The organism is Vibrio sp. E14 (assembly GCF_020515785.1).
Lineage (GTDB): Bacteria > Pseudomonadota > Gammaproteobacteria > Enterobacterales > Vibrionaceae > Vibrio > Vibrio diabolicus.
The window spans coordinates 110,910-124,076 of record NZ_JAHPJI010000006.1 but is presented as its reverse complement, the minus strand read 5'-3'; the positions used below and the strand labels follow the sequence as shown (position 1 = coordinate 124,076).

The following is a 13,167-nucleotide window of genomic DNA, read 5'->3' as shown; positions in this document are numbered from 1 at the left end:
TTAGTAAAACTGAACTCGATGATTCACTCTCTGTTCATCTATATCCGATATACTGCGGCTAACGTTCTAGAAAAGGTTTGACTATGTATAAAGCAACGACTTCTCAACATTCTGCGTTACTTTTCGGCCTTATCACGACATTGATGTGTGCACCAAGTTTCGCCAAGCATGACGACTACTATGCATCACAAAATGGTCACGCCATCGTGCAAGATGTCGAAAAGCCTGGAACACGTATTGAATTCGATGAAGATCAAGATGAGGTCTATCGCGCGGTTCAACAAGGATATATACGACCATTTTCGGACCTTTACGCCGCAGTAGAAAACGACCTATACGGCCGTATCATCAAGGTTGAGCTTGAAGAAGATGATGATGCTTGGGTGTATGAATTGAAAATCCTGTACAACAATAGCGTCCTGAAAGTTGAGTATGACGCCGCCACGCTGGAAATGCTTGAGATCAAAGGTCGCAGCTTTAACAAAGCGTTAAAGCCACAAAACAACTAAACTGGTCTAATGCGTAATCCCGACGCAATGCGTAGCTTACTTCGATAACACTCCAAACATAATAAGAATCACCAATATGAAAATACTTGTCGTTGAAGATGACCCTCGTTTAGGCGAGCAAATCATCGAAACATTAGAAAGTACCGGCTGGGTACCAGAATTATCTCAAGATGGCATAGACGCTCTGTATCGCGCGACATCGGAAGAATGGGACGCTATTGTTCTTGATCTAGGACTGCCGAAATTGGATGGCCTCACCGTGCTAAAAGGCATTCGTGATGAAAACATCAATACCCCTGTCGTTATCCTGAGTGCTCGCGATACCCTAACGCAGAGAGTTGAAGGTCTAAACGCAGGTGCAGACGATTACCTAACTAAGCCGTTTGAAATGGTTGAGCTTATCGCTCGTATTCGCGCACAACTACGAAGAGCATCAGGTAACGCCTCTCCTGTGATGCAAATTGGCGACTTGAGCTTGGATACGCGCACTTCTAAAGTCATGTGGCAAGGGCAAGCAGTAAGCTTAACGGCGCTGGAGTATAAAGTGGTCGCTTACTTTATGCATAACCCAGAAAAAGTAATTTCTCGCACCGAACTCGTCGAGCACATTTACAAACAAGACTTTGATCGTGACTCCAACACAATCGAAGTTTTTATCGGCCGAATTCGCAAAAAAATCGCGCCAAAGATCATAAAAACTGTCCGAGGGTTGGGATACCAATTAAATGCCGAATAAGAACAGGCTACCGTTGAACGCAATAAAACGACTGAGTATCAAAAGTCGCCTCGTTTTAGCGGCGATCGTTTGGTTGACGGCAATGATCCTCGCAGCTGGTGTGACGATACCGACCCAAGTGTACAACTATATGGTTGACGACACTCGCTCACAGCTGAGCATTTTTATGGATGAAATCGCCGCTCAGTTAGAAGTCGATGAGACTGGGCACCTCTCACTCGCTGCTCTGCTCTCAGACCCTCGATTTAACCGACCTTACAGTGGTTTATATTGGAGTGCCTCTACCGAGACGAGTCTCGAGCGTTCTCGTTCTTTGTGGGACAAAAAAATCGAATATAAAGGTCTGGATAACGATGCTTACGGCGCGAGAGGCGAAAGGCTGATTACCATCGAAAAAGCTCTGTACTTACCAGATTACGATGGGCCTATCCATATCATTATTGGTATTGACGAAGAGCCTATCAAAAGCACCCTGCAAACGCTAATCGGGCAGCTCTGGCTTATTTTAGGCTTATTATTCGCAGGGGTTCTTGCCGTCATTTTGCTGCAAATTGCATGGTCATTGAGTCCGCTTACAAAGTTACAAAAAGAGTTGGCCGAGCTGAAGTCTGGTAACAAAAAGAGTCTAGAAGAAACCTATCCGAAAGAGATTTCTCCTCTTATCTTCGACCTCAACGCTCTGCTTTTCCATCATCAGGAATTGTTAGAACGAGCTAGGAATCATGCAGGCAATCTTTCACACGCGCTAAAAACCCCCCTTTCTGTCCTAAAAAATGAAGTACAGACGTTAGAACCTGATACGCAATCCCGTCTGCGTACTCCGATCAATCAAATACAAGATCATATCGATTACCATCTGGGCCGTGCCCGCATGGCGGGGTCTATGAATATTTTATCAGTGAAATCGAACCCAGCAGAGCGTGTGGATGCTATCTCAATGGCGTTTGATAAAGTGTATGCGAGCCGAGATATCTCCTTAATTAATGAACTTGATTCAGAGCTGAATGTAGCGGTAGAGCAGACCGATCTCGACGAAATGCTGGGTAACTTGCTTGAAAATGCCTATAAGTGGGCCAACAACATGATTCGTGTGCACTCCTCTCAGGATAAAGACAACATACACATCATCATTGAAGATGACGGACCAGGTATCCCTAAAGAGAAACTGAGTCAAGTAATCAAGAGAGGTGTTAGATTGGATGAAGCAACCCCTGGTTCAGGTCTTGGTCTAAATATAGTCAGTGAAATGGCACACAGTTACCGAGGTCAATTAACACTGGAAGCGAGCGCTTTAGGTGGCTTAAAAGCATCTTTAGTCTTACACCTCAGCCGAACATAAAGCATATAACGCATAAACTTTGTTCTTCGGACCATGATTAGTAAACCGATGAAAATGAAGCCGATGTGAACAAAATCCAAGCAAAGCGTTAAAAGGGATAGCCTTACACCTAGCCAAATCATACCTTTTTGTTGATTTGGATACGATTTGGGTTGCCCATTTATAAGTGGAATGATAGTATCCGCGCTCGCTTGAACAGTTCCTGTTTCAAGCTTTACCACGAACAACAAGGTCGCATTGTTGATTGTGAACATTTGATTTTTACTAATTTGAGAGTAAATACTATGAAATTCGAAGCAGTAGTACGTACTGAACTAGGTAAAGGTGCGAGCCGCCGCCTACGTCACGCTGGCAAATTCCCTGCAGTTGTATACGGCGGTGAAGAAGCAGCAGTAGCTATCGTTCTTAACCACGACGAGATCGTAAACCAAATGGACAAGCCTGAATTCTACGAAGGCCTAGTTCTAGTTATCGATGGCAAAGAAGTTAAAGTTAAGCCACAAGACGTTCAACGTCACGCGTTCAAGCCAAAAGTTGAACACATGGACTTCATCCGTATCTAATTCCCTACCAAGGAATTAATCGGATTAAATCCAAACCTTTTGCATTAAAGATAATCGGACTTACCAACCGAGACATCTAAAAAATTTCAAAACCCCGGAGTCTTACCACCTCCGGGGTTTTACTATATGTGGCATATAACAATTGATTTATGAACGGGCAACGTACTTCACTAAAGTGAGATCCGTCAGCGTCATACGGTCTATGATTTCCGTCTCTTCCTCTCCAGTACGTACAAAACCACACTTCTTGTAGAAGTTAAGCCCCTGTTTATTGGTATCCAGTGCTTTCAGGCTTATCTGCATAACGGGCGTAGAGAGTAGACGCGTTTCTAGTTCATCTAACAATGCACTCCCTGCCCCTTGCCCATAATGCAAAGGAGAGACATAGCAACATGTTACCCACGCCGTTTTATCTTCACAGGTGTGGTTAGGTAGTTCGTAACTTAAAAAGCCGACGATTTCCCCTTGTCTCTCAACGACGATCAATTGGGCCAGTTGCTCAGTCATGACTTGCGTCCACATCCTTTCTCGGCGCTCAATCGTAAACTGATCGATGTAGCTCTGTGGCATTAACCCTTTGTATGCTACCTGCCACGAATCAACATGTATCTTGGCGATTTGAGTTGCTTCCTCTCTGACTGCGTTCCTTACTGTGTATCTCATTACTATCCTTTCTTAAAATTCACCACTTACAAATTCTTTCAACCCTACTCTTTAGATCGAAGCTCAAAGCGAGCAGCCACAGATGCAACGCTTTACATTACTCCATTTCATTTTCATTAATTCAATGATAGTGCACATCGTAATATCCGAAGAAAACGCCTCGTTATTTACGTTTCACTTTCGCTCATTAGATTGAATCTATTTGTTTTAACATCCGGGTATCGAAAGCGGGATAAACACGGTAAGGTATCGAATAAGAATAAATAAACGATATCTAAGGCATAAGATTTCTAAACGGTCGCAATTATAGTACAGAGAGAAATACCCTTTCTGGTTGTATTAAACAGAGTAAGCCAAGATCAAACGAGTTTGGGTTTTACAGTGATCATTTTATATACAAAACATTTCCCTCATCATCAGAGCGAAAATTTATAACGATTTGTGTCATAGCTGCTAAGAAAAACATGAACTTGGCAAAATAATCACCAAAATCAGCGCTATACTTCGCAAAAATGCGCATTGATTCACACAAACCACATTCATTCAATTGGCCACTTCACAAAATAACCCCCTCCCTCTAATTTCAACATACTAAAAACTATTTCTGTTTAATTGGAGACGTAGTTTGCAGGCTTATTAATTCATGTCTCCGATAGAAGTATAAATAAGAGATAGATCACTAAAGTTTCACATTAATTCCGTATATTTCACGCCGTAACAATAACAAAATCACAAAGAAAGGATCCCTTATGAAGTTTTCCAAATCTCTTTTGGTAATGGCAGTGGGCGCTGCGCTAGCAGGATGCGGCTCAGACAGCGATAATTCTCCAGTAACCTGCGAGACTGCAGATTCTTGTACTAAGTTCACCGTTCTCCACACTAACGATAACCACGGTCGCTTTTGGCATAACAGCGACGGCGAATATGGCATGGCTGCGCGTCACACTTTAATCGAATCTATTCGCGCAGAAGTCGAAGCAAAAGGCGGTGAAACCATTCTGCTATCTGGCGGTGATATTAATACCGGCGTACCAGAATCAGACATGCAAGATGCGGTTCCAGACTTCGTAGGGATGAACCTACTTGGTTACGATGCAATGGCTGTCGGTAACCACGAGTTTGATAACTCACTAGATATTCTCGATATGCAAGCTGAGCTAGCTGACTTCCCTATGCTGGCTGCGAATATCTATAAGAAAGATACCAATGAGCGTTACTTCGACCCTTACAAAGTATTTACTATCAACGGCCTTAAGATCGCTGTTATTGGTCTAACCACCCAGGACACGGCGAAGCTAGTTAATCCAGACAACGTATCAAACATCCACTTCGAAGACCCTCAAGTTGAAATCAAAAAAGTACTTAAGGAAATCGAAGAAAACGAAAAAGTAGACCTAGTATTTGCAACGACGCACATGGGTCACTACCAAGATGGTAATAATGGTAGTGAAGCACCAGGGGACGTGAAGCTCGCTCGCTCTCTCGAAGAGGGACAACTAGACGCTATCATCGGTGGTCACTCACAAAACCCAGTGTGTATGGAGCCAGGTACCAATGAGTATGCTGATTTCAAACCTGGTGATGATTGCGCGCCAGACCAACAAAAAGGCACTTGGATTATGCAAGCGCATGAGTGGGGTAAATATGTGGGTCGTGCGGACTTCGAATATTACGACGGCAAGCTTCACTTAGCGAACTACGCACTGATTCCTGTAAACCTTTTGGACGACAACGATGAAGTGATCGGTGAACGCATTCAACAAGATGCGACGGTAAAAGCGTTACTACTGCCATACCAACAGCAAGGTCAAGAGTTATTAGATGAGAAGATTTCTAATACGACGGGTAAGTTAGAAGGTGATCGTAACGTAGTTCGCTCTCAACAAACTAACCTAGGTCATCTACTGGGCGAGGCATACCGTACTTACAAAACGGTAGGTGCTGACTTTGGTGTGATGAACTCTGGCGGTGTGCGTGATTCAATCCAAGATGGTGACATCACTTACCGTGACGTACTAACAGTGCAACCATTCGGTAACTTCGTGACTAAAGCGACAATGACTGGTCAAGAAGTAAAAGAGTACCTTGATGTCGTAGCAACGAAATCTGCAGGCTCTGGCGCTTACGCTCAACTAGATAACATCACTTTAGATGTAGATTGTGATGCTGGCTCAGTAACCATTACCGACATTAACGATAAAGGCTTCGATCTAGACGCAACGTACACATTCTCTGTAATCAGCTTCAGTGCTGCTGGTGGCGATAACTATCCAATCATCGATGTTCAATCTACCCAGCTAACCGATGCATACGTTTTACGTGAGTTCTTCGTAAATAACCCACAGATCTCTGCGGATAGCTACAACAAGAACTTAGAAAACATCAAGTACTTCAGTAACGGTCAAGCTGTGAAAGGTTGCCCAGCAACTAATAGCTAAAAACACCTTACACTCTGACGTGAAGAGCTTTTAGAAGTTGTTCCGTCAGAGCCTCCCTAAAAACCGAAGCGTGACGCTTCGGTTTTTTTATTTTCGTTAAAGTGCTGAAAATTATCGCCCTTCATAAAGTGTTCAAAAATTATTCATTTGTGTTGTTGACGCCCATGTGCTGGGCTTCTATGTTTGATAAGGTCTTTCGAAAATACAGATTCATCAACTAACTTTTCGCTATGAAGTTTCGTAGCTTAGTGGATGATTCTAGGAAAGATGTGAATGGCGTTACAAACACTGCTCTCAAACAATTTGTCTTTTTGACCTAAAACGAAGGTGATTCGCCGCCAAGCGTTCACCAATGAGCAGCGATCTGGACGTCAATATGTTCAAACTGCTGCCATCGAGTTCAGGAGGTCAAAAATGAAACGAGCCAGCAATAGCTACAGACTTCAAATGATCAAAGAAGTGGTTACCCGTAGAGAGCGCGAAGCTTGCACGGATCCTATGGCGAGATACATTCATCAGCTGATGGATGAACGCCCGACAAGTAAATTAGATGTTGAATTCAATCATCGATTTTCAGGAAGCCACTTTGACGAACATGCTGGGGGATGGGTCAGTGACCGTTGGTCAATGAAGTAGCGCTAATTTAACGAGTATGCCTTACACGCACCGCATAGTAAGAGCTAATACAGTCCCGGCTCATCATTGATTATTGCCGAGCCGGGATAATTCGAAATTTAAAAGAGATCTTGCTGTGGTGATAATTCTTCTTGAGACTCTTCTGCCTTGCCCTTCCCTGCCAATACCTTTCTTCTATAGCGCTGACGGCATAGCTTAATTACATGCAACTGTTGAGCAGGGGTATAAGTGAGCCAGTTAAATCGCTCTTCTCTTTTACGCATACATCCTTTGCAATACCCTTTTTCGTCCACACTACAAATACCAACGCAAGGGTTTGGGACGGTAAAAAACTCTAGTTGCTCCATGCTCTAACCGTTTTTTGCTCGCTGTGCTGTAATGATATTATAACGACTTCAATATAAGCTCCCAACAGTGCTATACATCTTGCACCTTGAAGCCGTTTGAGTATATAAACTGGACTCTGTCACAGTAATACGAAACTATTACCTTATGCTGACAAAAACAGTGTTTTATTACCTATACTTACCACGTTTTCTAAAAACGGAGTCTATAAAATGAAGCTTAGCCTAAAAACGTTAGTTACAGCAATCTCTCTTCCTGTTCTTATGACTGCATGTGCTAGCAACGGTGACAATGTGAAAGAAATTACGGCTCAAGATTTACAGCACCATAATTGGGAGCTGGTTCAGATTGATGGTAAAAACATCGAATTAAAAGAACGTCAGCAAGCGCCTCGCTTAGAAATCGGAGAAAATCTGACTGCAAATGGTAACGCGGGGTGTAACAACTTCTTTGGTCAAGCTGAACTAAAAAACAATCAACTACGCATCGAAAAAATGGGAATGACCATGAAGATGTGTATGGATGACCAAATGAAAATTGAGCAAGCGATGTCTGAAACTCTTACTGAATGGAGTGATATAACGCTAACCAAAGAAGGGCTAATGCTTAAAAATGACGATCACGAACTAACGTTTCAGTTGCGTGATTGGGTAAACTAAGTCCCATTTCATATTCTAAGAGCAGCCATAAAATGGCTGCTTTTTTTATGCCTCCTAATCCATATCAAAGCAGGCAGGATGTCTGTTTCGCACGTTTCGGTTAGCAAAATCGTTTAAAACGACAAACTCTTTCCCTCTTTACGCCCTCAACGCCACGTCTACGACGCGGGTTCAGTCTTCCAAATCAACATATCGAAGTTGCTTGAGGACAATAATTTTCAATTACTTGAAAGAATATCGTCAAACAAGCGGTCCGCTCCTGTATACCTAAAACGACACCAGAATTGTCCTTTCTTCGTTTTGCTTCACATTGAGAATAATTCTTTGAATCAATGAGTGATTCCGTTTGGGATTGGCATTGATAATAGAGAGAGATGGATTACTATCCTTGTAACAAAGCGGAGCGACTTGTTTAGACGTCAATAACGCCGGAAACGAGAATAAAAAGACATAACACGGAATAGATATGAAAAAGCTACTCAGTACCGTTGGCATTTTAGCCACCACTTTCGCGACATCTTCTTTTGCCAACTCATCGGTTGCTAGTGAATGGCAAAAAATCGAACAACAAGCCGACGGACAATCCGTCTACTTTCATGCTTGGGGCGGAAGCCAAGAAATTAATCGCTACATCCAGTGGGCGAGTAGAGAGCTAAAATCGCGTTATAACGTGACGCTAAACCACGTTAAAGTCACCGATATTTCTGAGACCACCACTCGACTTATCGCAGAAAAAGCCGCAGGTAAAAACAGCGGTGGCAGTGTTGATATGGTTTGGATCAATGGCGAAAACTTCAAATCTATGAAGGATAACCAATTGCTGTTTGGTCCTTTTGTTGAAGGTTTGCCAAGCTGGCAATACGTCGATAAATCATTGCCAATTGATGTGGATTTTTCAGAGCCGACTGAAGGTCTGGAAGCACCTTGGGGTGTGGGGCAATTAGTGTTTATCCATGATGAGCAAACCCTGCATAACCCTCCTCGATCATTTGCTGAAATGCTGAGTTACGCAAAGGCGTTTCCAAATCGCCTAACTTACCCTCGCCCACCAGAGTTTCATGGCACAAGCTTTATTAAAGCATTACTCATTGAACTGTCTAACAACGCCCCTGCTCTGCAACAACCAGTTACCGATGACACGTTTGAACAAGTTACTCAACCGCTATGGGCTTACCTAGATGAGTTCCATAAAGTCGCTTGGCGCGGTGGTAAACAGTTTCCAGGCGGTACAGCAGAAACCCTTCAACTACTGGATGATGGTCAGACTGACCTGGCAATTACCTTTAACCCGAACGCGGTTTTCTCTGCGCAGTCGAGCGGTAATCTTGCAGAAAGCACCAAAGCGTATGCGATGGACGCAGGTGCACTCTCAAACATTCACTTCTTAGCGATTCCTTGGAACGCAAATGCCAGTGCTGGTGCGCAAGTTGCGATAAACTTTTTATTGAGCCCTGAAGCACAATCTCGCAAAGGTAACCTTAACATCTGGGGCGATCCTTCAGTGCTAAGCAGCCAATACCTAACAGGTTCGGCTAAACATACTCAACAATTCAAATCTATCGCTGAGCCGCATCCAAGTTGGCAATCTGCCTTAGAAAAAGAATGGTTGAAACGCTACGGGAATTAATAAGAGCCCATGTTAAGAGCGCTATATTTAGTCATTATCGCAGTTTGTATTTTGCCTACCATTCCGGGACTACTCGGAGTGGTGGTCTCTGCGCTCGGTTATGTGCCTCCTATCGGCTTGCACCACTTTTCTTTAGATGGCTTTAACGCTGTTTTTGATTGGGAGGGTGTTTGGACATCCATCGGGCTTACTTTCTACTCTGCCATTTTCAGTAGCTACTTGGCTTGCTTGATCACATTTGCGATTTTGCAAGCATCGTGGGGCAGCAAGTTTTGGCGAAAAATTGAAGTAAGCCTCTCGCCACTTCTTGCCATGCCGCACGTAGCGTTTGCGATTGGCTTTGCGTTCTTGTTTGCCCCAACTGGTATGGGCGTTAGGGTTCTCAACCAACTGTTTGGTTACGATCCCAATGCGCAAACGGTGAATGACTTAGCATTGCTGATTAAAGATCCGCATGCACTCGGTTTGATCATCATGCTTGCGATTAAAGAAGTGCCGTTTTTATTGTTGATGAGTATTCCAATTCTTCAGCAATTGAAAGTCGATAAGATTGAAAAAGTCAGTCACTCAATGGGCTACAGTTCGGCGCAAGCGTGGTGGAAATGCTTGTTCCCACAGTGGATAGCAAAACTGCGCTTTCCAATGCTGGCGGTATTGGCTTACAGCTTGTCGGTTGTCGATGTTGCATTGATTATTGGCCCTACCAACCCACCAACATTTGCGGTTTTAGTGTGGCAGTGGTTTAACGACCCTGATTTATCGCTACTACCAAGAGCTGCCGCAGGCGCGGTAGTGTTGTTTGCGATCGCTAGCCTTGTGATTGGATTTGCACGCTTAATGGAATGGTGTATTACCAAAGGCTTCAAACGCTGGCAGTACTCTGGTCGAAACGGGTTTCGTTTACCCGGTAAGACCCTGTTTTCACTGATTGCGCTACTCGCACTTCTAATGATTCCACTCATGGTGGTATGGAGCTTTGCTCAACGCTGGCGCTTTCCAGATTTACTACCGAGCCGCTATAGCCTGCGTTTTTGGGAATACGGATGGCACAGCATTCTTGGCACGCTGGAACAGAGCATGCTGATTGCTGTTATCAGCGCGACCGTCGCTCTAGTCCTTGCCTTGATCGCACACGAGTATCGCCTTCGTTATCGCTGGCAGGTGCCCGGTTACATTATCGCCATCCCAATGCTGATTCCTCAGCTATCGGTGCTATTCGGTATGCAAGTAGTGACACTGTATTTTAACAGTAACGCGTATTTCTTTTGGGTATGCTGGGCGCATGTGTTCTTCGCATTCCCATTTATTTACCTCTCGCTAGACGGCCCGTGGCGCAGCTTCGACAACGGCTTAACTCGCGTCGCACTCAGCTTGGGTAAATCACCGATGCAAGCTTGGTTAAAAGTGAAACTGCCAATCCTCCTACCTGCAATTACATTCGCATGGGCGGTCGGTATTAGCGTAAGTCTGGCGCAATACCTACCGACACTGGTGCTAGGGGCTGGGCGCATTAGCACCATCACCACCGAAGCCGTTGCGCTATCCAGTGGTTTTGACCGACGTGTCACCGCGATTTATGCCATTTGGCAAGCACTCTTGCCGTTCTTGTTCTTCTCTTTTGCGATACTACTAAGCCGCTTACACGTGAAGTATCGCCGCTTGTCTATAAAAGGTTTACTACTGAATGAGTCTTTGTCTCGAAAACCTCGCCATCCGTAAAACCAATGGCGACACGCTTTTCTCAGCGTTCAACATGACCGTAGAGAAAGGTGAAATTGTTACTCTGATGGGACCAAGCGGTTGTGGTAAATCCACTTTGTTGGATGCCATTGCTGGACACCTCTCCGCCGAGTTCAACTACTCTGGCTCCATTACGCTTGATAACGAAAAGTTGGATGCCCTCCCTGCACATAAGCGGCAGGTTGGTATTCTGTTCCAAGAAGATTTGCTCTTCCCTCACTTAACGGTATGGGAGAATCTTGCATTCGCGCTACCAAACTCAATCAAAGGTGAGGAGCGTAAAGCACACGCCATGCAAGCACTGAAGAACATTGCATTGACCAAACTTGCCGAATCCTTCCCAGATCAAATCTCCGGAGGACAACGAGCCCGTATTGCTTTGACTCGTATGCTGTTGGCAAAGCCGAAAGTTGCGCTACTCGATGAGCCCTACAGCAAGTTAGATAAAGATCTGCGCGTACAATTTCGCAATTGGGTGGTCGAGCAATTGCAGCAAGCGAACATCCCTACTTTGATGGTAACGCACGATGAAGACGATATTCCCAATGGCAGCCGTTGTCTAAACTGGCCGTGGGAGACAAATCATGCTTGATAGCCTAAGTATAAAGCTCATCCGCAAACCGCTGGCACTCAGTGCGACATACCTCGACAAATGTGGTATCACCGCAAATCAAACGACAGTATTTGGCTTTGTGCTTGGCTGTTTTACCCTGCCGGCTTTGATCGCCGAACAATACTTGTTGGCGTTGCTGTTTATTTTGCTGAATAGAATCTGTGATGGATTAGACGGTGCACTGGCGAGGATTCAAGGCATTACTGATGCGGGCGGTTTTCTCGATATCAGCTTAGATTTTCTGTTCTATTCCCTGATTCCTTTTGGTTTTGTGTTAGCAAACCCAGAACAAAATGCCATTGCAGGGGCATTTTTGATTTTTTCCTTTGTCGGAACGGGAAGCAGCTTTTTGGCTTTTGCCATCATGGCAGGCAAACAAGGCATCGATAATCCAGTGTATAAACACAAATCTCTCTACTACATGAGCGGTTTAACCGAAGGTACTGAAACCATTGGTTGTTTGGTGCTATTTTGTTTGTTACCGCAACACTTTGCCGTCATTGCTTATATCTTTGGTGCAGCATGTTGGTTTACCACATTCACACGTATTTACTCTGGGTTTCATACGCTTAAAGGCCATTAAACCACTTAGAAGTTCACGTTTTCTTGAGAGAAAAGCCGCTAAGTACCTGTTTTATATAACACTAAAGCATATATTAAATTGGGGTATATACTCTTTGGATGGAGAGAAATCATTCGGAGGCTATATGAAAAAATACGTCAAGCTAGGTATGCTGCTCATCATGTCTTGTATTGTTGTGCTTAGCGGCTGTACCTCACCTAACCCGTACGGAGATGCATACGGCTCTTCAGACACACGCAAAGTTCAGCAGGTTTACTACGGAACGATTGAAAAAGTTGAACCAGTAACCATTGATGCCTCTACCCAATCCAACGCCATAGGTACAATCGCTGGTGCCGCCGTGGGTGGTATATTAGGCTCAAAAGTCGGGGGCGGCTCTGGCTCGGATATCGCAGCTATTGGTGGTGGTCTGCTGGGTGGTTATGCCGGCAGTAAAGCCGCTGAAGCAACCGCGAAACGAAATGGTGTGAATCTGACCATTCGCTTAGAGGATGGAAAAATAATCTCTGTCGTTCAAGAAGCAAACCCAAACATGATTTTTCAGCCAGGCCAAGCGGTTCAAATCAACATGTCTGGTAATGACGCAAGGGTTGTACCTCGCTAATTTGAACACGATGACTCCGTTCCATTGGTCTGCTGTTTTGTTTCAAAGAGCTTAATCCGCGCAAGCGTACATTGCTTACTTATCGGCTTGCGCGATTCTATTTGTATCAAAT

Annotated in this window: 14 protein-coding genes; 12 read left to right on the top strand and 2 right to left on the bottom strand. The window is 44.3% G+C overall.

Features of this window, described 5'->3' with window-relative positions; all coding sequences use genetic code 11:
• The first annotated feature begins 83 nt into the window (after positions 1-83).
• From LIX84_RS16915 to rplY, 4 genes are all read left to right on the top strand, one after another.
• Complete coding sequence (locus tag LIX84_RS16915; protein ID WP_012841930.1) at positions 84-509, top strand: PepSY domain-containing protein; 426 nt, start codon at positions 84-86, stop codon at positions 507-509.
• Positions 510-585: 76 nt separating this feature from the next.
• A complete protein-coding gene (locus tag LIX84_RS16910) occupies positions 586-1,245 on the top strand; it encodes a response regulator transcription factor (RefSeq protein WP_005378073.1) in 660 nt (219 codons plus the stop codon).
• Positions 1,235-2,584, top strand: coding sequence for an ATP-binding protein (locus tag LIX84_RS16905; protein WP_226421802.1), 1,350 nt, complete (start codon positions 1,235-1,237; stop codon positions 2,582-2,584). The genes LIX84_RS16910 and LIX84_RS16905 overlap by 11 nt, the downstream gene beginning before the upstream one ends.
• Before the next feature lie 284 nt (positions 2,585-2,868).
• Positions 2,869-3,147 (top strand): 50S ribosomal protein L25, encoded by a 279-nt coding sequence (rplY, locus tag LIX84_RS16900; RefSeq protein ID WP_047008623.1) that lies wholly within the window; start codon positions 2,869-2,871, stop codon positions 3,145-3,147.
• 147 nt (positions 3,148-3,294) lie between these two features.
• Here the strand turns inward: rplY and LIX84_RS16895 are convergent, their stop codons facing one another.
• Positions 3,295-3,810 (bottom strand): GNAT family N-acetyltransferase, encoded by a 516-nt coding sequence (locus tag LIX84_RS16895; protein WP_145474226.1) that lies wholly within the window; start codon positions 3,808-3,810, stop codon positions 3,295-3,297.
• Between the two features lie 749 nt (positions 3,811-4,559).
• Here LIX84_RS16895 and ushA point away from each other — a divergent pair.
• Both ushA and LIX84_RS16885 read left to right on the top strand, forming a co-directional pair.
• Complete coding sequence (gene ushA, locus LIX84_RS16890; RefSeq protein WP_104974244.1) at positions 4,560-6,248, top strand: bifunctional UDP-sugar hydrolase/5'-nucleotidase UshA; 1,689 nt, start codon at positions 4,560-4,562, stop codon at positions 6,246-6,248.
• A 414-nt stretch (positions 6,249-6,662) separates the two neighbouring features.
• Positions 6,663-6,884 (top strand): hypothetical protein, encoded by a 222-nt coding sequence (locus tag LIX84_RS16885; RefSeq protein ID WP_005393249.1) that lies wholly within the window; start codon positions 6,663-6,665, stop codon positions 6,882-6,884.
• A 98-nt stretch (positions 6,885-6,982) separates the two neighbouring features.
• Here LIX84_RS16885 and LIX84_RS16880 read toward each other — a convergent pair whose 3' ends face one another.
• Positions 6,983-7,231 (bottom strand): DUF1289 domain-containing protein, encoded by a 249-nt coding sequence (locus LIX84_RS16880; RefSeq protein ID WP_012841935.1) that lies wholly within the window; start codon positions 7,229-7,231, stop codon positions 6,983-6,985.
• A 210-nt stretch (positions 7,232-7,441) separates the two neighbouring features.
• Between LIX84_RS16880 and LIX84_RS16875 the strand changes: the two genes are divergently transcribed.
• The 6 genes from LIX84_RS16875 to LIX84_RS16850 all read left to right on the top strand — a co-directional run bounded on the left by LIX84_RS16875 (position 7,442) and on the right by LIX84_RS16850 (position 13,055).
• On the top strand, positions 7,442-7,888 hold the full coding sequence (locus LIX84_RS16875) for an META domain-containing protein (RefSeq protein WP_005393252.1): 447 nt from the start codon (positions 7,442-7,444) through the stop codon (positions 7,886-7,888).
• A gap of 466 nt (positions 7,889-8,354) precedes the next feature.
• Positions 8,355-9,515, top strand: coding sequence for an ABC transporter substrate-binding protein (locus LIX84_RS16870; RefSeq protein WP_047008619.1), 1,161 nt, complete (start codon positions 8,355-8,357; stop codon positions 9,513-9,515).
• Positions 9,516-9,524: 9 nt separating this feature from the next.
• Positions 9,525-11,234 carry an ABC transporter permease gene (locus LIX84_RS16865; protein ID WP_226421801.1) on the top strand — a complete coding sequence of 570 codons (1,710 nt, stop codon included), beginning with the start codon at positions 9,525-9,527 and terminating at the stop codon, positions 11,232-11,234.
• Positions 11,200-11,847: an ATP-binding cassette domain-containing protein gene (locus tag LIX84_RS16860; RefSeq protein ID WP_005393263.1), complete on the top strand. Its 648-nt coding sequence runs from the start codon at positions 11,200-11,202 to the stop codon at positions 11,845-11,847. Before LIX84_RS16865 ends, LIX84_RS16860 begins: the two co-directional genes overlap by 35 nt.
• Entirely contained in the window at positions 11,840-12,451 is a 612-nt protein-coding gene (locus LIX84_RS16855; protein ID WP_226421800.1) for a CDP-alcohol phosphatidyltransferase family protein, read from the top strand. The genes LIX84_RS16860 and LIX84_RS16855 overlap by 8 nt, the downstream gene beginning before the upstream one ends.
• A 124-nt stretch (positions 12,452-12,575) precedes the next feature.
• On the top strand, positions 12,576-13,055 hold the full coding sequence (locus tag LIX84_RS16850; protein ID WP_226421799.1) for a glycine zipper 2TM domain-containing protein: 480 nt from the start codon (positions 12,576-12,578) through the stop codon (positions 13,053-13,055).
• Positions 13,056-13,167: the final 112 nt, after the last annotated feature.